General features: G+C 61.0%; 26 protein-coding genes and 1 pseudogene. 21 read left to right on the top strand and 6 right to left on the bottom strand.

From position 1 onward, the window contains the following. The first annotated feature begins 20 nt into the window (after positions 1 to 20). The 9 genes from ehuA to doeB all read left to right on the top strand — a co-directional run bounded on the left by ehuA (position 21) and on the right by doeB (position 8122). Positions 21 to 806: an ectoine/hydroxyectoine ABC transporter ATP-binding protein EhuA gene (gene ehuA / locus HFO71_RS22705; RefSeq protein WP_020047070.1), complete on the top strand. Its 786-nt coding sequence runs from the start codon at positions 21 to 23 to the stop codon at positions 804 to 806. Between the two features lie 56 nt (positions 807 to 862). Beyond that, a complete protein-coding gene (gene ehuB / locus HFO71_RS22710; protein WP_077977006.1) occupies positions 863 to 1711 on the top strand; it encodes an ectoine/hydroxyectoine ABC transporter substrate-binding protein EhuB in 849 nt (282 codons plus the stop codon). Positions 1712 to 1792: 81 nt separating this feature from the next. Beyond that, positions 1793 to 2452: an ectoine/hydroxyectoine ABC transporter permease subunit EhuC gene (ehuC, locus tag HFO71_RS22715; RefSeq protein WP_020047068.1), complete on the top strand. Its 660-nt coding sequence runs from the start codon at positions 1793 to 1795 to the stop codon at positions 2450 to 2452. A 4-nt stretch (positions 2453 to 2456) separates the two neighbouring features. Beyond that, positions 2457 to 3116, top strand: coding sequence for an ectoine/hydroxyectoine ABC transporter permease subunit EhuD (gene ehuD / locus HFO71_RS22720; protein ID WP_077977007.1), 660 nt, complete (start codon positions 2457 to 2459; stop codon positions 3114 to 3116). A gap of 2 nt (positions 3117 to 3118) precedes the next feature. After that, positions 3119 to 3898 (top strand): ectoine utilization protein EutA, encoded by a 780-nt coding sequence (gene eutA / locus HFO71_RS22725; protein ID WP_168287598.1) that lies wholly within the window; start codon positions 3119 to 3121, stop codon positions 3896 to 3898. Positions 3899 to 3902: 4 nt separating this feature from the next. Next, on the top strand, positions 3903 to 4904 hold the full coding sequence (eutB, locus tag HFO71_RS22730) for a hydroxyectoine utilization dehydratase EutB (protein WP_168339425.1): 1002 nt from the start codon (positions 3903 to 3905) through the stop codon (positions 4902 to 4904). After that, positions 4901 to 5893, top strand: a complete 993-nt coding sequence (eutC, locus tag HFO71_RS22735; protein WP_168287600.1) for an ectoine utilization protein EutC — start codon at positions 4901 to 4903, stop codon at positions 5891 to 5893. The genes eutB and eutC overlap by 4 nt, the downstream gene beginning before the upstream one ends. A gap of 32 nt (positions 5894 to 5925) precedes the next feature. Next, positions 5926 to 7107: an ectoine hydrolase DoeA gene (gene doeA / locus HFO71_RS22740; RefSeq protein ID WP_168287601.1), complete on the top strand. Its 1182-nt coding sequence runs from the start codon at positions 5926 to 5928 to the stop codon at positions 7105 to 7107. Between the two features lie 7 nt (positions 7108 to 7114). After that, positions 7115 to 8122, top strand: a complete 1008-nt coding sequence (gene doeB / locus HFO71_RS22745) for a N(2)-acetyl-L-2,4-diaminobutanoate deacetylase DoeB (RefSeq protein WP_077977012.1) — start codon at positions 7115 to 7117, stop codon at positions 8120 to 8122. 27 nt (positions 8123 to 8149) lie between these two features. Here the strand turns inward: doeB and HFO71_RS22750 are convergent, their stop codons facing one another. Then, entirely contained in the window at positions 8150 to 9967 is a 1818-nt protein-coding gene (locus HFO71_RS22750; protein WP_221988423.1) for a methyl-accepting chemotaxis protein, read from the bottom strand. A gap of 206 nt (positions 9968 to 10173) precedes the next feature. On the opposite strand from HFO71_RS22750, the gene HFO71_RS22755 reads away from it, so the two are divergent. From HFO71_RS22755 to HFO71_RS36215, 3 genes and pseudogenes are all read left to right on the top strand, one after another. Continuing rightward, positions 10174 to 10422, top strand: a complete 249-nt coding sequence (locus tag HFO71_RS22755; RefSeq protein WP_132611936.1) for a type II toxin-antitoxin system VapB family antitoxin — start codon at positions 10174 to 10176, stop codon at positions 10420 to 10422. Between the two features lie 349 nt (positions 10423 to 10771). Beyond that, positions 10772 to 11419, top strand: a complete 648-nt coding sequence (locus HFO71_RS22760; RefSeq protein ID WP_132611934.1) for a TetR/AcrR family transcriptional regulator — start codon at positions 10772 to 10774, stop codon at positions 11417 to 11419. A gap of 21 nt (positions 11420 to 11440) precedes the next feature. Then, positions 11441 to 11679: pseudogene (locus tag HFO71_RS36215) on the top strand (methyl-accepting chemotaxis protein); the annotation flags it as partial. On the opposite strand, the gene HFO71_RS36220 reads toward HFO71_RS36215, so the two are convergent. Continuing rightward, positions 11628 to 11762 (bottom strand): hypothetical protein, encoded by a 135-nt coding sequence (locus HFO71_RS36220; RefSeq protein ID WP_260685628.1) that lies wholly within the window; start codon positions 11760 to 11762, stop codon positions 11628 to 11630. The pseudogene HFO71_RS36215 and the gene HFO71_RS36220 overlap by 52 nt on opposite strands. 100 nt (positions 11763 to 11862) lie before the next feature. Here HFO71_RS36220 and HFO71_RS22770 point away from each other — a divergent pair, with 100 nt between their 5' ends. The 4 genes from HFO71_RS22770 (at position 11863) to HFO71_RS22785 (ending at position 14925) form a co-directional block, all read left to right on the top strand. Next, positions 11863 to 12702: a transporter substrate-binding domain-containing protein gene (locus tag HFO71_RS22770; RefSeq protein WP_017956578.1), complete on the top strand. Its 840-nt coding sequence runs from the start codon at positions 11863 to 11865 to the stop codon at positions 12700 to 12702. Between the two features lie 113 nt (positions 12703 to 12815). Then, positions 12816 to 13478, top strand: a complete 663-nt coding sequence (locus HFO71_RS22775) for an amino acid ABC transporter permease (RefSeq protein ID WP_094088149.1) — start codon at positions 12816 to 12818, stop codon at positions 13476 to 13478. Positions 13479 to 13482: 4 nt separating this feature from the next. Then, positions 13483 to 14142: an amino acid ABC transporter permease gene (locus tag HFO71_RS22780; RefSeq protein ID WP_024319797.1), complete on the top strand. Its 660-nt coding sequence runs from the start codon at positions 13483 to 13485 to the stop codon at positions 14140 to 14142. A 12-nt stretch (positions 14143 to 14154) separates the two neighbouring features. After that, the gene (locus tag HFO71_RS22785) at positions 14155 to 14925 is read left to right on the top strand and encodes an amino acid ABC transporter ATP-binding protein (protein WP_168287603.1); all 771 of its coding nucleotides are present in this window, start codon (positions 14155 to 14157) and stop codon (positions 14923 to 14925) included. A 40-nt stretch (positions 14926 to 14965) separates the two neighbouring features. On the opposite strand, the gene HFO71_RS22790 is transcribed toward HFO71_RS22785, so the two are convergent. Continuing rightward, complete coding sequence (locus HFO71_RS22790; RefSeq protein WP_077977016.1) at positions 14966 to 15394, bottom strand: type II toxin-antitoxin system VapC family toxin; 429 nt, start codon at positions 15392 to 15394, stop codon at positions 14966 to 14968. Then, complete coding sequence (locus tag HFO71_RS22795) at positions 15391 to 15657, bottom strand: type II toxin-antitoxin system prevent-host-death family antitoxin (RefSeq protein ID WP_077977017.1); 267 nt, start codon at positions 15655 to 15657, stop codon at positions 15391 to 15393. Before HFO71_RS22795 ends, HFO71_RS22790 begins: the two co-directional genes overlap by 4 nt. Positions 15658 to 15911: 254 nt before the next feature. Between HFO71_RS22795 and HFO71_RS22800 the strand changes: the two genes are divergently transcribed. The 5 genes from HFO71_RS22800 to HFO71_RS22820 all read left to right on the top strand — a co-directional run bounded on the left by HFO71_RS22800 (position 15912) and on the right by HFO71_RS22820 (position 19560). After that, entirely contained in the window at positions 15912 to 16661 is a 750-nt protein-coding gene (locus HFO71_RS22800; protein ID WP_077977018.1) for a GntR family transcriptional regulator, read from the top strand. A 3-nt stretch (positions 16662 to 16664) separates the two neighbouring features. Next, positions 16665 to 17450: a transporter substrate-binding domain-containing protein gene (locus HFO71_RS22805; protein ID WP_168287604.1), complete on the top strand. Its 786-nt coding sequence runs from the start codon at positions 16665 to 16667 to the stop codon at positions 17448 to 17450. Positions 17451 to 17529: 79 nt separating this feature from the next. Beyond that, positions 17530 to 18201, top strand: coding sequence for an amino acid ABC transporter permease (locus HFO71_RS22810; RefSeq protein WP_077977020.1), 672 nt, complete (start codon positions 17530 to 17532; stop codon positions 18199 to 18201). Continuing rightward, on the top strand, positions 18198 to 18857 hold the full coding sequence (locus HFO71_RS22815; protein ID WP_027664862.1) for an amino acid ABC transporter permease: 660 nt from the start codon (positions 18198 to 18200) through the stop codon (positions 18855 to 18857). Before HFO71_RS22810 ends, HFO71_RS22815 begins: the two co-directional genes overlap by 4 nt. After that, complete coding sequence (locus HFO71_RS22820) at positions 18835 to 19560, top strand: amino acid ABC transporter ATP-binding protein (RefSeq protein WP_012755581.1); 726 nt, start codon at positions 18835 to 18837, stop codon at positions 19558 to 19560. The genes HFO71_RS22815 and HFO71_RS22820 overlap by 23 nt, the downstream gene beginning before the upstream one ends. A 264-nt stretch (positions 19561 to 19824) precedes the next feature. On the opposite strand, the gene HFO71_RS22825 is transcribed toward HFO71_RS22820, so the two are convergent. Together HFO71_RS22825 and HFO71_RS22830 are read right to left on the bottom strand one after the other, a co-directional pair. Continuing rightward, the gene (locus tag HFO71_RS22825) at positions 19825 to 20196 is read right to left on the bottom strand and encodes a type II toxin-antitoxin system RelE/ParE family toxin (RefSeq protein ID WP_132611930.1); all 372 of its coding nucleotides are present in this window, start codon (positions 20194 to 20196) and stop codon (positions 19825 to 19827) included. Next, positions 20196 to 20453 carry a ribbon-helix-helix domain-containing protein gene (locus HFO71_RS22830; protein WP_131641202.1) on the bottom strand — a complete coding sequence of 86 codons (258 nt, stop codon included), beginning with the start codon at positions 20451 to 20453 and terminating at the stop codon, positions 20196 to 20198. Before HFO71_RS22830 ends, HFO71_RS22825 begins: the two co-directional genes overlap by 1 nt. Between the last annotated feature and the right edge of the window lie 50 nt (positions 20454 to 20503).

Here is a 20503-nt window from a genome sequence, read left to right on the forward strand (position 1 = left end):
CTCAACAGGGAGAGACATGAATGCTTCCGCCCATCATCCGCATCGACAATATCGTCAAGAAATACGGCCCGCTGACCGTGCTCGACGGCCTGTCGATGAATGTCATGCCGGGCGAGAAGCTGGCGCTGATCGGGCCATCCGGCTCCGGCAAGACGACGATCCTGCGCATTCTGATGACTTTGGAGACGATCAGCGGCGGCCATATCGAGGTCGACGGCGAACAGCTCTACCACATGCCTGGCAGCAGTGGGCTGGTGCCGGCCGATGAACGGCATCTGCATCGCATGCGCGAAAAGATCGGCATGGTCTTTCAGCATTTCAATCTGTTCCCGCATAAATGCGTGCTCGACAACGTGACGCTGGCGCCGATGCTGACGAAGGGTATCAAGCGGCCCGTGGCTGAAAAGCGGGCGATGGAGCTTCTCGATATGGTCGGCTTGGCCGACAAGGCAAAGAGCGTTCCGGCGCAGCTTTCCGGCGGGCAGAAGCAGCGCGTCGCCATTGCCAGGGCGCTGGCGCTGTCGCCGAAGATCATGCTGTTCGACGAGGTGACATCGGCGCTCGATCCGGAGCTGGTCGAGGAGGTGCTGAACGTCATGCGGCGGCTCGCCTCCGAGACCGACATGACCATGCTTCTCGTCACGCATGAGATGGGCTTTGCCCATGATTTCGCCGACCGTGTGCTGTTCTTCGATCGCGGCAAGATCGTCGAGGAAGGCAAGCCGAGCGACATCTTTCGCAATCCGACGCAGGAGAGGACGCAGACTTTCCTGCGCAAGATCATTGCGGCGGGGCACCGCGTCTGAACTCAGACATTGCCCGCAAGAACAAAACTCAAGGAAAATCAGAGGAGTTGGGAACGATGAAAACAGGATATCTTTTGAGCGCCGCCAGCCTGTCGGTGCTTCTGGTCATGACGGCCGCCCCGGCCTCCGCCGCCGATGACAAGCTCGAGCAGCTGAAGGAGCAAGGCTTTGCGCGTATCGCCATCGCCAACGAGCCGCCGTTCACCGCCGTCGGCGCCGACGGCAAGGTGTCCGGCGCCGCACCCGATGTGGCGCGCGCAATCTTCGAAAAGCTGGGCATCAAGGAAGTGGTCGCCTCGATCTCGGAATATGGCGCGATGATCCCCGGCCTGCAGGCCGGCCGCCACGACGCAATCACCGCAGGCCTCTTCATGAAGCCCGAGCGCTGCGCTGCCGTCGCCTATTCCGAACCGATCCTTTGCGACGCCGAAGCTTTCGCTCTCAAGAAGGGCAATCCGCTGAAGCTGACGAGCTACAAGGACATCGCCGACAATCCGGACGCCAAGATCGGCGCGCCGGGCGGTGGCACCGAGGAAAAACTGGCGCTCGAGGCCGGCGTGCCGCGTGACCGCGTCATCGTCGTTCCGGATGGCCAGAGCGGCATCAAGATGCTGCAGGACGGCCGCATCGACGTCTACTCGCTGCCGGTTCTGTCGATCCACGATCTGATGGCCAAGGCAAACGATCCGAACCTCGAAACCGTCGCTCCCGTCGTCAATGCCCCGGTCTATTGCGATGGCGCGGCCTTCCGCAAGCAGGACGTTGCACTGCGCGACGCCTTCGACGCTGAGCTGAAGAAGCTGAAGGAATCCGGGGAATTCGCCAAGATCATCGAGCCCTACGGCTTCTCGGCCAAGGCGGCGATGTCGACGAGCCGCGAAAAGCTCTGCACCGCGGCGAAGTAACAAAGGGTAAGCAGCCGGCCATGCCATGGGCATGGCCGGATCGTCCTCGAACGATCTCCAGAGAAGAGAAGTGAGCTGCCGATGTCGGGATGGTCCGGCTATCTGACACTGATCCTTGAGGGCGCCCTGGTGACGCTCGAACTGACGATCATGGGGTCTGCGCTGGCGCTGGTGATGGCCTTCCTGGCGGGCCTCGGCCGCCTATCGCGCTTCTTCGCCGTGCGGGCTCTGGCGACGGCCTATATCGAGTTCTTCCGCGGCACCTCGATCTTCGTCCAGCTCTTCTGGGTCTATTTCGTACTGCCTTTCGCAGGCTTGACCCTGACGCCGCTGCAGGCGGGCGTGCTGGCGCTCGGGCTGAATGTCGGCGCCTATGCGGCGGAAGTGGTGCGTGGCGCCGTCAAGGCTGTCGGGCGCGAACAGTCGGAAGCCTGCATCGCGCTCAACCTTTCGCGATATCAGCGCATGCGTCACGTCATCCTGCCGCAGGCGCTGCCGCTGATGCTGCCGACCTTCTGCAACAATGCGATCGAACTCCTGAAGGGCACGGCTGTCGTGTCGCTGATCTCGCTGACGGATATGACGTTCCAGGCCCAGGTGGTGCGGGCGCAGACCGGCAATACGCTGGTGCCCTTCGCGACGATCCTCATCCTCTATTTCCTCATGGCCTCGGCGATCTCCGCGACGATGCGCTGGCTGGAGCGGCGGATGGCGCGCAGCCTCGACGGCATAAGGACCTGATCAGATGGAATGGGATTGGGACTTCGTCTGGCAGATCATGCCGACCCTTCTCGAAGGCTTCAAGATCACTCTTCTTGCGACCATCCTCGGCGCAGCCGTCGCCATGATCGCCGGCCTGGGGCTCGCCATTGCACGGCGATCACCGGTCGCTGGCATTTCCAGGACGGTCGCCTTCGTCTCAGAATTCATCCGCGGCACGCCGCTGCTGGTGCAGCTTTACTTCATCTTCTACGTGCTGCCGGATATCGGCATCCGGCTGGCGCCGCTGGTCGCCGGCGTCATCGGCATGGGCATTCACTATGCGACCTATACCGCCGAGGTCTATCGCGCCGGCATCGAGAACGTGCCGCGCGGACAATGGGAGGCGGCCAAGGCCACCAATCTGTCGACGCGCCAGGCCTGGATCCACGTGATCCTGCCGCAGGCGATTCCGCCGATGATCCCGGCGCTCGCCAATTATTTCATCGCCATGTTCAAGGAAACGCCGCTGCTTTCGGCGATCACCGTGCTCGAACTGATGAACCAGGCAAAGAGCATCGCCAACAGCAACTACCGCTACATCGAGCCGATGACGCTGGTCGGCGTCTTCTTCCTCGTCATCAGCCTGATCTCGGTGGTGGGATTACGCTGGCTCGAGGAACGCTACGCCAGGATGGATAACTGACCATGACCGTAGAGATCGAGATCATCGCTGCCGGCCGGCCGCCGCGGCTGGAGGATCGGCCGCTGGAAAAACGCATCGGCCTGGTCATCCTCGCGACCGACCACACGACGGAAGTCGACTTCCAGCGCATGGTCGCCGGCGCTCGCCTCGGGGTCTATGTCAGTCGCATCCATTATGCCAATCCGGTCACGCCGGAAAATCTCCTGAAGATGCAGCCGTCGCTGACCGAAGGCGCGGCACTGATCCTTCCGGACGAGGCGCTCGATGCCATCGTCTATTCCTGCACCTCCGCCTCGGTGGTGATCGGCGACCGGAACATCGAAGCGGCGATCCATGCGGCCAAGCCCGGCGTGCCCGTCGTGACGCCGACGGCTGCCGCCGTGACCGGCCTGAAGGCGCTGGGCGCCAGACGGATTTCGGTGCTGACGCCCTATACGATCGAGACCAGCCGGCCGATGGCGGATTATTTCGCGGAGCTCGGCTTTGCGATCGACCGCTTCACCTGTCTCGGCCTGACCGATGATCGCGAGATGGCGCGGATCGCACCGGACGAGATCCCTGCCTTCGCGCGCCAGGCGCTGGCACCGCAGTCGGACGCGCTGTTTATCTCCTGTACGGCGGTGCGGGCAGCAGAGGTCGCGGCTGGGATCGAGGCTGAAATCGGCAAGCCGGTGGTCACCAGCAACCTCGCGACCGCCTGGGCTTGCCTGAGGCTTTGCGGCGACGATCGGGCGCGGTCCGAACTCGGTCAATTGATGACCAAGCCCTACCGGGAAGGCTGAGATCATGGTGAGCACCTTGCCCGTTTCGCTGGAGGATATCCGTGCGGCGGCGCGCCGGATTGCCGGCCGCGTGCTCGGCACACCTATGGTGCAGTCCTTTTCCCTCGGCGAATTGGCCGGCGTGCCTGTCCATCTCAAGCTCGAACATCATCAGACGACCGGCAGCTTCAAGCTGCGCGGCGCGACCAATGCAGTGCTCTCCTTGTCGCCGGCAGAGCGCTCGCGTGGCGTCGTCGCGGCCTCGACCGGAAATCACGGCCGGGCGCTTGCCTTTGCGGCAAAGGCGGAAGGTGCCGTCGCGACCATCTGCATGTCGCGGCTGGTGCCGGAGAACAAGGTTTTGGAAATCCGTCGCCTCGGTGCCGATGTCCGCATCGTCGGCGTATCGCAGGACGAGGCGCAGCAGGAGGTCGATCGGCTGGTTCGTGAGGAGGGGCTGGTGATGGTCCCGCCCTTCGATGATCCTGATGTCGTGGCCGGGCAGGGAACACTGGGGCTCGAAATCATCGACACCTTGCCGGAGGCGGCAACCGTACTGGTGCCGCTCTCGGGCGGCGGCCTTGCGGCCGGCGTTGCCGCCGCAGTCAAAGGCATCAGTTCGACGACCAAAGTGATCGGCCTGACGATGGAGAAGGGTGCCGCAATGAAGGCGAGCCTCAATGCCGGCCGCCCGGTGCAGGTGGAGGAAGTGCCGAGCCTTGCCGACTCGCTCGGCGGCGGCATCGGCCTCGACAATCGCGTGACCTTTGCCATGTGCCGCGACCTTCTCGACGAGGTCATCCTGCTGACCGAGGCGGAAATCGCCGCCGGCATGCGCCATGCCTATGCCTGCGAACGCCAGATCGTCGAAGGCGCGGGCGCGGTCGGCATCGCAGCGCTGCTTGCCAGAAAAATCAGGGGCGGCGGTCCCATCGTCGCGATCTTGTCCGGGGCGAATGTCGACATGGAGCAGCACCTTCGGGTGATCAACGGGACACAGCCGCTCTACGGCGAGGAGGGACCATGAGCCGGATGATCATTCTGACGGAAGCAGAACTGAGGAAAGTCATCGCGCTTGATCGCGATGCGGTTGATTGCGTCGAGGCCGCTTTCGCAGCGCTTGCGACCAAATCCGTCGCCATGCCGCCGATCCTGCGGCTCGACATTCCGGAATATCGGGGCGAAGTCGATGTGAAGACGGCCTACGTGCCCGGCATCGAGGGCTTCGCAATCAAGATCAGCCCCGGTTTCTTCGACAATCCGAAGATCGGCCTGCCAAGCACCAACGGTATGATGGTGCTGCTGTCGAGCCGGACCGGACTGGTGCAGGCGCTGCTGCTGGACAACGGCTATCTCACCGACGTGCGCACCGCAGCAGCCGGCGCTGTGGCGGCAAAACATCTGTCGCGGGAAAATGCGTCCGTGGCCGCGATCTTCGGTGCGGGCATGCAGGCGCGGCTGCAGCTCGAAGCACTGACGCTGGTCCGGCCGATCCGCGAGGCGAGGATATGGGCGCGCGATGCCGCCAAGGCGCAAGGCGTGGCAGCGGAATTGGCCGCAAAGCTCGGCTTTCCCGTCACCGCGATAGCGGACGCCAGAGGTGCGGTGACCGGCGCTGATCTCATCGTCACCACTACGCCGTCGGAAACGCCGATCATCGAGGCCGGATGGCTGGAACCCGGACAGCATCTGACGGCCATGGGCTCGGATGCTGAGCACAAGAATGAGATCGATCCGGCCGCCATCGCGGGTGCCGGCCTCTACGTCGCCGACAGCTTGAAGCAGACGCGGCGCCTCGGCGAGTTGCATCACGCAGTCGACGCCGGCCTGGTCGCAAGCGATGCCGTCTTTGCCGAGCTCGGCCAGATCGTCGCCGGCCGGACGCCGGGGCGGATGCGCAGCGACCAGATCACCATTGCGGACCTGACCGGGACCGGCATCCAGGACACCGCCATCGCCACGCTCGCCTTTGCCCGTGCCGGCGCGGCGAATGCCGGGACCACATTCGAAAGCTGACCGGCGCGGCGCCGGAAGAGAAGGGAAGAAACATGACCCAGCCCAAACTCAAATTCTCGCTCGGCGAATATGCCGCGCGGCTGGAAAAGACACGGCGTGCCATGGAGACGAAGGGCGTAGACCTGCTGATCGTCAGCGACCCGTCGAACATGGCCTGGCTGACCGGCTATGACGGCTGGTCCTTCTACGTGCATCAGGCGGTGATCGTGCCGCCGCAGGGCGAGCCGATCTGGTTCGGCCGCGGCCAGGACGCCAACGGCGCCAAGTTCACCGCCTATCTGAAGCACGACAACATTGTCGGTTATCCCGATCACTACGTGCAGTCGACCGAGCGCCACCCGATGGACTACCTCTCGGGCATCCTGACCGAGCGCGGCTTCGGCAAGCTGACGATCGGCGTCGAAATGGACAATTACTGGTTTTCGGCGGCGGCCTTTGCGGCGCTGCAGAAGCACTTGCCGAATGCGCGTTTCGTCGACGCGACCGCCCTCGTCAACTGGCAGCGAGCCGTCAAGAGCGAGACCGAGATCGGCTACATGCGTAATGCCGCCCGTATCGTCGAGGCGATGCACGCCCGCATCTTCGACAAGATCGAGGTCGGCATGCGCAAGTGCGATCTGGTCGCGGAAATCTATGATGCCGGCACCCGCGGCGTCGACGGGATCGGGGGCGATTATCCGGCGATCGTGCCGCTACTGCCGTCCGGCGTCGAGGCATCCGCACCGCACCTGACCTGGGACGACCGGCCGCTGAAGAAGGGCGAGGGCACCTTCTTCGAGATCGCCGGCTGCTATAACCGCTATCACCTGCCGCTATCGCGCACTGTCTTCCTCGGCAAACCGACGCAGGCCTTTCTCGACGCCGAAAAGGCGACGCTGGAGGGCATGGAAGCCGGTCTTGCGGTCGCCAAACCCGGCAATAGCTGCGAGGATATCGCCAACGCCTTCTTCGCCATGCTGAAGAAATACGGGATCGTCAAGGATAACCGCACCGGTTATCCGATCGGCCTTTCCTATCCGCCGGACTGGGGCGAACGCACCATGAGCCTGCGGCCGGGCGACCGGACGGAACTGAAGCCGGGCATGACCTTCCATTTCATGACCGGTCTCTGGCTCGACGACATGGGCTTCGAGACGACCGAGAGCATCCTGATCACCGAGAGCGGTGTCGAGTGCTTCGCGAACGTGCCGCGCAGGCTGATGGTCAAGGATTGAGGCTGTCATGACAGAGATTGGCTTGCGGCCGTCGCCGATCAGCGCGACGGTCAATTTCGCCGCCGAGGGCGTCCAGCACGGCTTCCTGCGCCTGCCTTACAGCCGCGACGATTCCGCCTGGGGATCGGTGATGGTGCCGATAACGGTCATCAGGAACGGCAAGGGGCCAACGGCCTTGCTGACCGGCGGCAATCACGGCGACGAGTATGAAGGACCGATTGCGCTTTTCGATCTTGCCCGCTCGCTGAAGGCCGAAGAGGTGAGGGGCACAGTCATCATCGTCCCGGCCATGAATTATCCGGCATTCCTGGCGGGAACCAGAACCTCGCCCATCGACAGGGGCAATATGAACCGCAGCTTCCCGGGCCGGCCGGACGGCACAGTGACGGAGAAGATCGCCGACTATTTCAGCCGTGTGCTGTTGCCGATGGCGGATCTCGTCCTCGATTTTCATTCCGGCGGCAAGACGCTCGATTTTCTGCCGTTCTGCGCAGCCCACATCCTGCCGAACAAGCAACAGGAGGAAAAAGCCTTCGAATTCGTGAGGGCCTTTGCCGCTCCCTATTCGATGAAGATGCTGGAGATCGATGCGGTCGGCATGTACGACACCGCTGCCGAGGAGATGGGCAAGATCTTCATCACCACGGAACTCGGCGGCGGCGGCACCGCCACGGCCAAAAGTGCGGCGATTGCCAAGCGCGGCACCATGAACGTGCTGCGCCACGCCGGGATCGTCGCGGGCGCAGTCGATCCCGGTCCGACGACCTGGCTCGACATGCCGGACGGTCGCTGCTTCTCTTTCGCAGAGGAGGGCGGGCTGATCGAACCTGTCATCGATCTCGGTGAAGCCGTCACGGACGATGCCATCATCGCTCGCATCTATCCGACCGGGCGGACCGGGGTAGGCCCCCGCGAGATCCGCGCCGGCATGAACGGAATTCTCTGTGCCAGGCATTTCCCCGGGCTGGTCAAGGCTGGTGACTGCGTTGCCGTGGTGGCGATTGTTGACGGCTAGAACAGAATGGGTTTCGACGATCACACGTCAAGCAGCTTTCCGCGGTCTTGACCCGCTGGCGGCAGCATCGATCTGAAAGCGGTTTACGACCCCTTCCAGCGTCTGCGTTTGGCTGCCGAGCGCCCGGCAGGCCGAGGCGGTTTCGACGGCCATGGCTGCGTTGCGTTGCGTGACCTGATCAAGCGCGTTGACGGAGGCGTTGATCTCGCCTATCGCCACCGCCTGTTCGGAGGACACCGACACGATGCGGGCGATCAGGCCGGCAACCTGCTCGACCTGCCCTTCGATTTCCAGGAGCGCCTTGCCGGTTCGGTTGACGAGTTCCACACCGGTGGAGACCTGGGCCGAGGAGGTGGAGATCAGAGCTCTGATCTCCTTGGCGGCGTTGGCCGAGCGCATGGCAAGTTCGCGCACTTCCTGCGCCACGACGGCAAAACCTTTGCCTGCTTCGCCGGCACGTGCGGCTTCAACCCCGGCATTGAGCGCCAGAAGATTGGTTTGGAAGGCGATTTCATCGATGACATTGACGATGGCGCCAATCTGAGAGGACGAGCCTTCGATCCTTTCCATGGCGGCGATGGCTTCGCGAACGACGGCCGCCGAATGTTCGGCGCTGGTGCGGGTCTGAGCCATCATGCCTGTCGCCCTGCCGGCATGGTCGGAGGCGTCTTTGGCTTTGACATTCATTTCATCGAGCGCGGCTGTGGCCTCTTCGAGCATCGCGGCCTGCTGTTCCGTGCGCGAGGCAAGGCTGTCGGCTGCATCGGTGATGCCGGCCGAGGAACTGCCCACTTGCTTGGAGGTCTGGGCGATCTCCGCCATCGACGCGCAAAGCGCGTCCATACTGTCGTTGAACTTGGCGCGCAAAGTCTCGTAGGAGGTGGCGAACGGCGTCGTGATCCGGCAATCGAGATTGCCGGTCGATAGCTGTTCCAGGCCGTATGTCAGCCGATCGATCACCGTTTCGCGGATCTGCTCCTCGGCTGCCCTTTCGGCCAGCTGGCTGCGTTCGCGCTCAAATTCCGCATCGCGTAGTGCGGTCTCGCGCCTCTGCGCCTCCTGCCGCTCGAGCGCGTTGCGGCGGAATACCGCCACGGCCTTGGACATGGCTCCGATCTCGTCGGACCGGTTGGCGTAGGGAACTTCGGTCGAAAAGTCGCCTTCGGCAAGGTTGCCCATATAGGCCTTCATGCCATCAAGCGGCACGATTGCTCGGTGACGCAGGAGATAAAGCCCCACCAGCAACAGCCCGAACGATCCGAGGCCCGCAGCACCTGCATAGATCGTCCAGGTGACGATCTCCGAGGCTGCATTACGCTCCTCGCCCTTCAGGAAGGCGTCGGAATTGGCAACGAGTTTCTCGACCGCGTCCTGGTGCGAATGAAAGGCGACGCGCAGCTGCTCGATCGCACCGTGCGCCTTGTCTTCGTCCTTGGCATTCAGGGCCGGGATGATCTCACGGTTCATTACCCCCCAGAAAGCATCGCCTTTGCCGATGACATCGTTTTCAAGCTCGTCCTTCAAAGCCTGCGGCAGCCGGGTAGTTTTCCAGTAGGCGCGGCGGTCGTCGTAGGCGGCCTTGAGATTTGCGATCTTGGCAAGATTGGTTTCGGTGAGCTCCGGAAATTTGCTCGCCTCGAAGGACAGCATGTAGGATTCGACCACAAACAGCGGCGGCGGCAGAATATCGGCGATCAAATCCTTGCCATAGACGACCTGCTCGTAAACCGGACCGTTGACTTTCAGCCGTTCGAGCGCCGATTGCTGCAATCCGATCGACATGAAAAGGCCAGCCGAAACAGCGACACCGAACGCGACCAGGCTGCGAGCAATGGTAAATGCCAAGACTGTCTCCAAATAACTTTGGCCTCTCTGCTTCGAGATGCCTGATCTACGTATGGCATTATTTCGTAAGACCACTGAGATATGGTTAATTCTTTTAGACATCGGAGCAAAATCAGGACCCTGAATACTTGTGGTATCAAGCCATCAGTTGCCATGTTGATGGCTGACTGATGCAAGTTGCTATGTACAGGTGAAAGGAGACCGACATGGCTGAACCTCGACTTTCCGTGCGCAGTGCGAAGGCACGCGATCTTGCGCATCGGCTTGCCCGGCGCGAAAATCGCTCAATAGCTGACATCGTTGAGCGGGCTCTGGAATCGTATGAAATACGGGAAGCCGGCCGCGAGGCAGCCACGACCTTCTATGCTCGTCTTCTGCAGCAAAGTGCCACGGATATCGACCTTGAATCAGTTATCAAAGAGGACAGGCGGGCACACAAGGGCATCGAACCTTGATCTTTATCGATATCAACGTCATATCGGATCGGCGCTGCTCGACGTCTCTCCGTCGAGCAGCCCGCTTTTGGTTGCTTTTGCCGACGAAACCGTATTAGAGGATAAGATGTTCTGGGACGCGGATGTCGGGCGCTTGCTATAGGAATAGGAAGTGACTGATCTCGCAGTGGAAATGGTCGTCATAAGCGCTCCATCGCTAGGGAGGTGGGGACGCAACGCACATTGCGGAACTGATTAGTTCCTTAAATCGAATTCACTAATGCCACAACCGAGAACAGTATCCCTCAGAAATCGTAGTCTACGTTCTCAGGTCGTCGCTACGCGTTTCGGCAGAGCGGTCTAGACCATCATGGATAGTGTCGACGAGCCTGCGGCTGAGCCGCGCAAGCGGGGCCGGCCGAAAGTTTCCAGCGACGAGGACAAGCGGGCGCATATCGTTGAAGTCGCCGGCCGCGTTTTCGTCAAATACGGTTACGCCGGAAGCACGACCGCGATCGTCGCTTCCGAGGCGGGCGTTTCGAAGCAGACGCTCTATAAGCTGTTTGAGAGCAAGGAAGAGTTGTTTGCTGCCGTGGTCGGCGCGCATCGACGCCTGATGCTCGATCTGCCCAGGCCTGTTGAAGATATCTCGATCGCCGCGAGCCTCGAACGTATCTTCATGATCGATATGGACGAGGACAAGGATGCCGATCGCACCGGCTTCCTGCAGCTCGTCTTTCGCGAAGCGGCGCAATTTCCGGAACTTGTCGATATCCTGCAGCGCGAAGGCATGCTTGCCAGCCGCCAGCATCTCGCCGACTGGCTGAGCGAACGCCGGTCGGAAGGCAGATTGACGCTGGACGATACGGCGAGCGGAGCCCGGATGCTGATGGATATGATCCTCGGCGGCATGGGTCCGCCGGAAGGGCGCGCGCGGGCCTGGCCCGATCGGGCTCAACAGTTTGCCCATCTTCGCCGCTGCATTGCCATCTTTGCCGCAGGCGTCGGCGCCGCCTAAAGCGCATTCGAAAAATCCTGGAAGGCGGCACGAGCAGGGGAGGCCGGCGAGGGTTTTGCGGTTGTTGCCCAGGAGGTCCGTGAGCTGGCGCAACGGTCGGCGAAAGCGCCAAGGAGATAAAGAGCCTGATCACAGCCTCCGGTTTCCATGTCGCAAACGGTGTCGCCCTCGTCACGAATGCCGGGTCCGCGCTCCAGGAAATCGCCAGTCAGGTTGACGAAATCAATACCAACGTCACGGCGATCGTCGAGGCGGCACGCGTCGAACCTCTGAAAAAAAAGAATGCTGCACTGCCGAAAAAATCGCCACGCGCACCACTGCGCGTTTTTTCGGCATGACCCATTGACAATTCATCCTTGATGGCACTTCATAACATTGTTCCAGTAAAACAGACATGCGTCCATTATACTGGAACAGTAGGAATCATCCATAAGGGGAACGCCATGACCATTTCCTTTCGCACCGGCGTGATGTCGCTGGCCGTCGCCGCTCTGTTGTCCACGCCTGCGCTGGCCGAAGGCAGCAAGCTCGATGAAGTGCTGGCCCGCGGCCATCTCGTCCTCGGCACGGGCAGCACCAATGCGCCTTGGCACTTCAAGAGCGCCGACGACAAGCTTCAGGGATTCGACGTCGACATGGGCCATATCATCGCCAAGGCGCTCTTCGGCGATCCTGAGAAGATCGAATATGTGAACCAGTCCTCCGACGCCCGCATTCCGAACATCACCACCGACAAAGTCGACATCACCTGCCAGTTCATGACCGTTACCGGCGAGCGCGCCCAGCAGGTTGCCTTCACCATTCCTTATTATCGCGAGGGTGTCGGCCTGATGCTCAAGGCGGATGGCAAATATGCCGACTACGCCACCCTCAAGGCGGCCGGCTCCTCCGTCACCATTTCGGTTCTCCAGAACGTTTATGCCGAGGCAATGGTGCATGCGGCCTTGCCGGAGGCGACCGTTGACCAATACGATTCCGTCGACCTGATCTATCAGGCGCTGGAATCGGGACGCGCCGATGCAGTCGCCACGGACCAGTCGTCGCTCGCCTGGTACATGACGCAGAACCCGGGCCGCTATAAAGATGCCGGCTACGGCTGGAACCCGCAGACCTATGCCTGTGCCGTCAAGCGCGGCGATCAGGATTGGCTGAACTTCGTCAACACCGCCCTGCACGAAGCCATGACCGGCGTTGAATTCGACTTTTACGCCAAGTCCTTCAAGACCTGGTTCGGCAAAGATCTGACGCCGCCGCAGATCGGCTTCCCGGTCGAGTTCAAGTAACAGCCATGCGGAGCGGGACATGTTTCCCGCTCTGCATTTAAAGAGTGAGAGCATGATGCCGAAAACCACTCGCACTTTTCGGCATCATGCTCTGGTCTGAAAGGGCGGCCCGTATGGGTTACACGTTGAATTTCGCTGCCGTCTGGCGCAACTTCGATTTTCTCTTGAGCGGGCTGGCGCTCAGTCTCGGCCTTGCGGTGATCTCGATCCTGATCGGGGCCGCGATCGGCCTTGTCGTGGCCTTCGCCCTGACCTCCAAGAGCCGTTTTGCAGTCGTGCCGGCACGGGTCTATGTCACTGTCATTCGCAACCTGCCGATTCTCGTCCTGGTGCTTTTCGTCTTTTTCGCGCTGCCGCAGATGGGCTTTCGCCTCGACAAGATAAAAAGCTTCGTCCTGGTTCTGTCCCTCTATTCAGGTGCCTATCTGGCCGAGGTGTTCCGTGCCGGGCTGCTGTCCATTCCGAGAGGACTGACGGAAGCGGGGCTCGCCATCGGCCTGACGGGGATGCAGATCCGCAGTTCCATCATCGCTCCGCTGATGCTGCGCAACGTGCTGCCATCGCTGTCCTCGACGATCATCTCGCTCTTCAAGGACACCTCGCTCGCCGCTGCCATCGCCGTGCCGGAACTGACCTTTGCCGCCCGCAAGATCAATGTCGAGAGCTTCCGCGTCATAGAAACCTGGATGGTCACATCAGCCCTTTATGTCGCGACCTGTTTCCTCATCGCCGCCGTGATGCGCTTCATCGAGCGCCGTCTGGCCCTGCCGAGATAAGCCGATGTCCCACACCTTTCTCGAACAACTCTGGATCGCCCGATACGTCATCATGAATGGCATCGGCGTGACCGTGTCGATCTCCCTGCTGGCCATCCTTGCAGGCTCCGTACTCGGTGTTTTCGTCGGCTTGGCGCTCGTCTATGGCGGCGTTGTTTTGCGTCTGGCCGTGCGCGCGTATACGGATATCATCCGCGGCACGCCGGTGCTCGTGCTGGTGCTGGCGAGCTACTATGTCTCCGCCGCTGTCGGCCTCGATCTCGGGCCGTTCTCGGCAGGCGTGCTCGCCCTCGCCATCTTCTGCTCCTCCCATGTCGGCGAAATCGTGCGCGGGGCGCTTCAGGCAATCCCGAAGGGGCAGACCGAAGCCGCCAAGGCGATCGGCCTGACCTTTACACAGACCTTCACCTCGGTGCTGTGGCCGCAGGCCATGCGCCAGTGCTTGCCGGCCTGGGTGAATACGGCGGCCGAGATGGTGAAGGCTTCGACGCTGCTCTCCGTCATCGGTGTCGCCGAGCTTCTCCTGCGCACGCAGGAGATCATCTCCCGCAATTTCATGAGCCTCCAGTTCTATTTCCTGGCCGGTGGTCTCTATTTCATCATCAACTACGGCATCGAGCACTTCGGCAAATATGTCGAGCGCAAGACCGCCCTGCCGTCCTGAGGAGACTTTCCGATGGCCAAGACCATTCTCGACATCCAGGGTCTGCGCAAGACTTACGGCATCCACGAAGTCCTCAAGGGCGTCGATTGCGCCGTGCAGGAGGGCGAAGTCATTTCCATCATCGGCTCGTCCGGCTCCGGAAAGACCACGTTGCTACGTTGCATCAACATGCTCGAAGAATTCCAGGGCGGCACGATCAGCCTCGACGGCGAGGAGATCGGCTACCGCGCCGAAGGCGCGACGCGGCGCCGCAAGAGCGAGAAGGAGATTGCGCGCCAGCGCGCGCTGACCGGCATGGCGTTTCAGCAGTTCAATCTTTTCCCGCATATGAGCGCCGCTGAAAACGTCATGCTCGGCCTCGTCAAGGTGAAGAAAATGGCGAAGCCGGATGCCCGTGCCATCGCGGAAAAATGGCTCGATCGTGTCGGCCTTTCCGCCCGCTCGAACCATTATCCCGGACAGCTTTCCGGTGGTCAGCAGCAGCGCGTCGCGATCGCCCGCGCCATCGCCATGTCGCCGAGATTGATGCTGTTCGATGAAGTGACCTCTGCGCTCGACCCGGAGCTGGTGGGCGAAGTGCTCCAGGTGATCAAGGGGCTTGCCGCCGACGGCATGACCATGCTGCTCGTCACCCACGAGATGCGCTTTGCCTACGACGTTTCGTCACGCGTCATCTTCATGAACCAGGGCGTTATTTGCGAGGAGGGCGATCCGAAGCACATGTTCGTGCACCCGAAGACCGAACGGCTGGCGGAATTCCTCAAAACCTCGAGTTTCAACTAGACGAAAAGAAAGATCTCATGACGATCCGCTCGGTGGGTCGTCACGAGCGTTCGGTCCAAGGGTCGACAAGCTCGATCCCAAAGCCCTCGAAATCCTTTATATTGCGCGTGGCGAGAGTGAGATCGTGAGCAATCGCGGTGGCAGCAATCAAGCCGTCCATTGACGACAAGCCGCGTCCGCTTCGCTTTGCGAGCCCCATCACGTCGCCCCAGGCTATCGCAACCGGCTGGTCCACAGGGATGACGCGCTGTTCGAAGCGCTGCGGCAGGTCCTGGGCAAGCCATTCAGCCAGCGCGTCGCGCTTCCGCCCGCTTTCCATCAATGCAACACCACGCCGAATCTCCGCGATCGATACGATGCTGATGAATGAGCGATCCTCGTCGAGACTGTCCAGCCATTGTAGGACACGTGCATCGGGACGCGGCCTTGTCACCTCGGAAAGCACATTGGTGTCCAGCAGAAGTCTCACAGCTGGAGATCACGCGGTTCGTCGCGCTGTCGTTCGACGTCCAGATCGGCGCCACGCAGCGGCGATTGCATCAGAAACTCTGCAAGGGTGCCCTTGCGGGCGGTCTTCCGCTGCCATTCCTCGGCCGAAACGACGACGACGCTTGGTTTACCATTGCGCATGATCGTTTGCGGCGTTGCTTGCGCGCGTTCGATAACCTCAGACAGCTTGGCCTTCGCACTGGCGACGGTCCAACTTTTATCCTCTGGTCGTGAGGGCTGCATTCGCTATATCCTGACTATAGTGACTATCATGACTATATAAGCCGAAGCGGTCTAGCCGCAAGCAACTTTTTGACAGGGAAGGGGCTTTGCCGGCTTTGGGCGGCCGACGCTGAGGAGTTTGCAAGGAATTGCGGGGAGTCGCTCAATTTACGCTCAGTTTGCATCCCAGCGTGCAAATTCCAAGGGAGGGATCCGAGACATCTTGGAAATCCTGAAGGCAGGATTTTGGCACGAGCTTTGCTTTCCTGTCTTGTATGCAAGATAGCCACACATCTGAGAGCACGCAAAAGACCATCGAGGAGACGATCGTTTCCGGGATTCTTTCAGCTAAAATTCGGCCTGGGACGCGTCTCAGCGAAAACCAGCTGGCGGCGCTCTTCAGCGTGTCCCGAACCCGTGTCCGCGAAGCCATGATGCGCCTGGAAACACGCGGCATCGTGCATGTCAGTCCGAGACGGGGCTGGTTTGTCGTCGAGCCGTCCGGTGAAGAGGCGATCGCGGTCTATGAGGCACGGCGCGTCATCGAGGCCGGATTGCTTCGCAGCATGCGTGTGCTGACGGACGAGGGACGCGAAGCGCTCGGCGCGCATTTGAACGAGGAAAAAAGCGCAATGGCTGCGGGCGACCGCCAGCGCCTGACCTATTTGATGGGCGATTTCCACATCCGCATCGCAGAATTGAGCGGTAACGCTATCATCGTCGATATCCTCCGCGATCTCACCGCGAGGACGATCCTCATTTCGATGCTCTATCAGTCCGAATTTCATGCAGCACAGTCTCATGACGGGCATTGCCGCATCTTCGAGGCCATGCAAGCGGGCGATTTCGTCAGAGCCGCAGAACTCTCCATCGAACATCTGGACGAAGTGGAAACGGGCCTCGACCTCACCACACGCCCGGACCCGCTCTCGGAACTGCGCAGTTCCCTGTCACTTCCTCCCAAGACCGTATCCTCCGCCCCAACTGTCAGACCCCAAAAACCACAAATCCAAAGGAGCAATTAAACCATGCTGACAAGACGAGTCCTCTTCGCAATCGCGACCCTGGCTGCAACCTTCGGCTTCGGCTCCGCGTCTTACGCCGATGCTCTCGCCGACATCACGGCGCGCGGGACGCTGCGTGTCGCCGTCCCTCAGGATTTCCCGCCCTTCGGCAGCGTCGGTACCGAGATGGCGCCGATGGGCTACGACATCGATGTAGCCAATCTCATTGCCGAAAAGCTCGGCGTCAAGACCGAACTCGTGCCGGTCACCAGCGCCAACCGCGTTCCCTATCTGCAGACGAACAAAGTCGATCTGGTCATATCAAGCCTCGGCAAGAATGCGGAGCGCGAAAAGGTGATCGATTTCACCGCGGCCTACGCCCCCTTCTTCAACGGCGTGTTCGCACCGGCCGATCTTTCGGTCGCCAAGGTGGAAGATCTCGCCGGCAAGAGCATCGGTGTCACGCGCGGCGCCGTGGAGGATCTCGAGCTGACGAAGATCGCGCCGACCGATGCGACGATCAAGCGTTACGAGGACAATAACGGCACCATCTCGGCATTCCTGTCCGGCCAGGTCGACACCATCGCCACCGGCAACGTCGTGGCCGCGGCGATCCTCGCCAAGAATCCCCCCAAGCGCCCTGAGATGAAGTTCCTCATCAAGAACTCGCCCTGCTATATCGGCCTCAACAAGGAACAGGCGGCGCTTCTGGAGAAGGTGAACGGCATCATCGCCGCCGCAAAAACCGATGGGGCGCTGAACGCCATATCGCAGAAGTGGCTCGGCGCCGATCTTCCCTCGGATCTCTAGGACCCGGTCTTACGGATGTCATCCCGCGTCCGCACGCGGGATGACGTGATGCTCCGTTACCGCAAGAGGGGACAGTTCCTTGAGCTATCATTTCGAATTCGGCTGGCTGCTTGAATATTATCCTGAGATCATCAAGGGCATATTGGTTACCCTGGAGCTTATCGCGATCGGTGGCGTGCTTGGCATATCGCTCGGGATCTTCTGTGCCTGGGTGCGGGCACTCGGCCCGGCCTGGCTGAAGCCTGTCGTTGCGACCTATGTCGAGCTGATCCGCAACACGCCGTTCCTGATCCAGCTCTTTTTCATCTTCTTCGGTCTACCGTCGCTCGGCCTGCAGCTTCCCGAACTGACGGCTGCCAACCTCGCGATGGTCGTCAACCTCGGCGCCTATAGCTGCGAAATTATCCGCGCGGGCATCCAGGCAACCCCGAAAGGCCAGTTCGAGGCTGGCGAGAGCCTCGCCATGACGCGCTTCGAAACCTTCCGGCATGTCGTTCTCGTACCATCCCTGCAGCGCATCTGGCCGGCGCTGTCGTCGCAAGTGGTCATCGTCATGCTCGGCTCATCGGTGGTGTCGCAGATCGCCGCCGAGGATCTGACCTTTGCCGCAAACTTCATACAATCGCGAACCTTCCGCGCCTTCGAGGCCTACATCGTTTCGACAGCCATCTACCTTGTGCTGGCGATCCTGCTCCGGCAGCTGCTGGGGGTGGTCGGCGGGTTCATTTTCCCGAGGAGAGCAGCACGATGATCGAGTTCACACTCTGGGACATCCTGCGCAACCTGCTGCTCGCCACCCGCTGGACGATCCTGCTTTCGCTCGTTTCGTTCATCGGCGGCGGCGCGGTCGGACTGGGGCTGCTGTTCCTGCGCATCAGCAAGCGCAAGGCATTCAAGGCACTCGCGAAATATTACATCGAGCTCTTCCAGGGCACGCCGCTGCTGATGCAGCTCTTCATCGCATTTTTCGGTCTCGGCCTCTTCGGGATAGACGTGCCGGCCTGGCTTGCTGCGGGATTGGCGCTCACCCTGTGGAGTGCCGCCTTTCTCGCCGAAATCTGGCGAGGCTGCGTCGAAGCGGTCGCGAAGGGTCAATGGGAAGCCTCTGCCAGCCTCGGCATGGGCCGGCTGCAGCAGATGCGCTATGTCATCTTGCCCCAGGCGCTGAGGGTCGCCATACCGCCGACGGTCGGTTTCTCCGTTCAAATCGTCAAGGGAACGGCGCTGACCTCGATCATCGGTTTCGTCGAATTGTCGAAAGCCGGCACCGTGGTCACCAATGCCACTTTCCAGCCCTTCACCGTCTACGGGCTCGTCGCTCTCATCTACTTCGCCCTTTGCTGGCCTTTGTCGAAAAGCAGCCAGATCCTGGAAAGGAAGCTCAATGTCGCTCATCGAAATCACTGAAGTCCGCAAGAGCTTTGGCACCACCGAGGTGCTGAAAGGCATCAATCTCGACGTGGAGGCCGGCGAGGTCATCGCCATCATCGGCAAGAGCGGCTCGGGCAAATCGACCCTGCTTCGCTGCATCAACGGCCTGGAGACCATCACTGACGGCTCCATCTCCGTGGCCGGCGCCCAGCTCCTTGATGACGAAGTCCATCTGAAGGCACTGCGCCTCAAGGTCGGCATGATCTTTCAGCAGTTCAACCTCTTCCCGCACCTGACTGTCGGCGGCAACGTCATGCTGTCGCAGACCGTGGTCAAGAAGACCCCGAAGGCCGAAGCCGAGGCCACCGCCCGCAAGATGCTGGAGCGGGTAGGGCTGGGCCACCGGTTCGACGCCTATCCGGACGAGCTCTCGGGTGGCCAGCAGCAGCGTGTCGCCATCGCCCGTGCACTGGCCATGCAGCCGACTGCACTTCTTTGCGACGAAATCACCTCGGCGCTCGATCCGGAACTGGTCGCCGAAGTTCTGGCCGTCGTGCGCGAACTCGCCGCCGAGGGAATGACCCTCCTGATGGTGACGCACGAGATGAAGTTCGCCCGCGACGTCTGCAACCGCGTCGTCTTCATGCACCAGGGCCGAGTCCACGAAGCTGGCCCGCCGGAGGAAGTCTTTGCCAATCCGCAGACTGCCGAGTTGAAGCAATTTCTCGGTGTCAACTAAAGCATGTCGCGCAAAAGTGTGCAGCGGTTTTGCGACAACGACATGCGTAAAAACAAAGAGCTAAAGCGCGACAAGCGAATCTGAAAGATCGCGACACGCTTTAGGAGGCAGTGAGAATAGCGGACTTGGCGGATCGAGCATTTTTATGGCGAGCTGCGTTTGCGCGTCGATTATCCGCTCTGTAAGCGGGGCGCCTTTCGCCTATCTAACGCGGCTTGCTGCTCGATCTGCTGCCGCGCCGCCGGTGATCGCGGCCGACCGTCCTCAGGACTTCGGCCGAGGATGTCCCATCAACGCTGCATACTCTCTGTCGGTCAATCGTTCGATTGTCCTTAGCTGTGCGGGAATATCCATCCGCTCATGCAAGACCGCGGCAATGATGAAGGTTGAGTCGTCAACGACGATGTATACGGCGTAATGGTGCTCTATCTTGTGGAGCCGGAAGAGCGAATTCCCGGCGCGCTCGTCTTTCTTTATCCTTACGCGGGCACAGGCTTCGGGGATGCCTTCAAATCCCGCCCGCAGCAAGCGGCCATAGGCTTTCGCCTGTTCGGTGGACCATTTTCGCGCCGTTTCGCGGACTGCCAGACGGTAGTTATCAAGGGCGGTCGGCAGGATGAGAACGCGAGGAGCCACTAGCGCAGTTCTTCATCCAGCTCCGCATCGATAGCATCCAGAGCAGAAAGGGGCAGCGTCTCTCCGCGCCGGAATTCCTCTTCCGCCCGCAGCAGCGAGCGGATGGCATAGCGGCGATCTTCTTCGCGTGCCATATCTTCGCGAATAAGGGCGCGTACATATTCGCTCGGCGTCGTGTACTGGCTCTTCCCGTTGGCGCGCATATCGACGAAGGCGCGCATTTCATCGGGCAAGCTTACATGCAGGCTGCTGGTCATGTAGCACCCTCCTTATCAAATTCCTGAAATTGTTCTGTATCCGGGTCGCG

This window comes from Rhizobium laguerreae, assembly GCF_019778565.1.
GTDB classification, from domain to species: Bacteria; Pseudomonadota; Alphaproteobacteria; order Rhizobiales; family Rhizobiaceae; genus Rhizobium; species Rhizobium laguerreae.

What these genes read in the sequence shown, in the direction of transcription:
- eutB (WP_168339425.1), top strand. Translation starts at nt 3,903, where the DNA reads ATGGTGAGCACCTTGCCCGTTTCGCTGGAGGATATCCGTGCGGCGGCG.
- HFO71_RS22795 (WP_077977017.1), bottom strand. Translation starts at nt 15,657, where the DNA reads ATGCAGCCCTCACGACCAGAGGATAAAAGTTGGACCGTCGCCAGTGCG.
- doeB (WP_077977012.1), top strand. Translation starts at nt 7,115, where the DNA reads ATGACAGAGATTGGCTTGCGGCCGTCGCCGATCAGCGCGACGGTCAAT.
- HFO71_RS22775 (WP_094088149.1), top strand. Translation starts at nt 12,816, where the DNA reads ATGGGTTACACGTTGAATTTCGCTGCCGTCTGGCGCAACTTCGATTTT.
- HFO71_RS22805 (WP_168287604.1), top strand. Translation starts at nt 16,665, where the DNA reads ATGCTGACAAGACGAGTCCTCTTCGCAATCGCGACCCTGGCTGCAACC.
- ehuA (WP_020047070.1), top strand. Translation starts at nt 21, where the DNA reads ATGCTTCCGCCCATCATCCGCATCGACAATATCGTCAAGAAATACGGC.
- HFO71_RS22815 (WP_027664862.1), top strand. Translation starts at nt 18,198, where the DNA reads ATGATCGAGTTCACACTCTGGGACATCCTGCGCAACCTGCTGCTCGCC.
- eutA (WP_168287598.1), top strand. Translation starts at nt 3,119, where the DNA reads ATGACCGTAGAGATCGAGATCATCGCTGCCGGCCGGCCGCCGCGGCTG.
- ehuD (WP_077977007.1), top strand. Translation starts at nt 2,457, where the DNA reads ATGGAATGGGATTGGGACTTCGTCTGGCAGATCATGCCGACCCTTCTC.
- HFO71_RS22760 (WP_132611934.1), top strand. Translation starts at nt 10,772, where the DNA reads ATGGATAGTGTCGACGAGCCTGCGGCTGAGCCGCGCAAGCGGGGCCGG.
- HFO71_RS22800 (WP_077977018.1), top strand. Translation starts at nt 15,912, where the DNA reads ATGCAAGATAGCCACACATCTGAGAGCACGCAAAAGACCATCGAGGAG.
- doeA (WP_168287601.1), top strand. Translation starts at nt 5,926, where the DNA reads ATGACCCAGCCCAAACTCAAATTCTCGCTCGGCGAATATGCCGCGCGG.
- HFO71_RS22755 (WP_132611936.1), top strand. Translation starts at nt 10,174, where the DNA reads ATGGCTGAACCTCGACTTTCCGTGCGCAGTGCGAAGGCACGCGATCTT.
- HFO71_RS22780 (WP_024319797.1), top strand. Translation starts at nt 13,483, where the DNA reads ATGTCCCACACCTTTCTCGAACAACTCTGGATCGCCCGATACGTCATC.
- HFO71_RS36220 (WP_260685628.1), bottom strand. Translation starts at nt 11,762, where the DNA reads ATGGGTCATGCCGAAAAAACGCGCAGTGGTGCGCGTGGCGATTTTTTC.
- HFO71_RS22785 (WP_168287603.1), top strand. Translation starts at nt 14,155, where the DNA reads ATGGCCAAGACCATTCTCGACATCCAGGGTCTGCGCAAGACTTACGGC.
- eutC (WP_168287600.1), top strand. Translation starts at nt 4,901, where the DNA reads ATGAGCCGGATGATCATTCTGACGGAAGCAGAACTGAGGAAAGTCATC.
- HFO71_RS22820 (WP_012755581.1), top strand. Translation starts at nt 18,835, where the DNA reads ATGTCGCTCATCGAAATCACTGAAGTCCGCAAGAGCTTTGGCACCACC.
- HFO71_RS22770 (WP_017956578.1), top strand. Translation starts at nt 11,863, where the DNA reads ATGACCATTTCCTTTCGCACCGGCGTGATGTCGCTGGCCGTCGCCGCT.
- HFO71_RS22830 (WP_131641202.1), bottom strand. Translation starts at nt 20,453, where the DNA reads ATGACCAGCAGCCTGCATGTAAGCTTGCCCGATGAAATGCGCGCCTTC.
- ehuB (WP_077977006.1), top strand. Translation starts at nt 863, where the DNA reads ATGAAAACAGGATATCTTTTGAGCGCCGCCAGCCTGTCGGTGCTTCTG.
- ehuC (WP_020047068.1), top strand. Translation starts at nt 1,793, where the DNA reads ATGTCGGGATGGTCCGGCTATCTGACACTGATCCTTGAGGGCGCCCTG.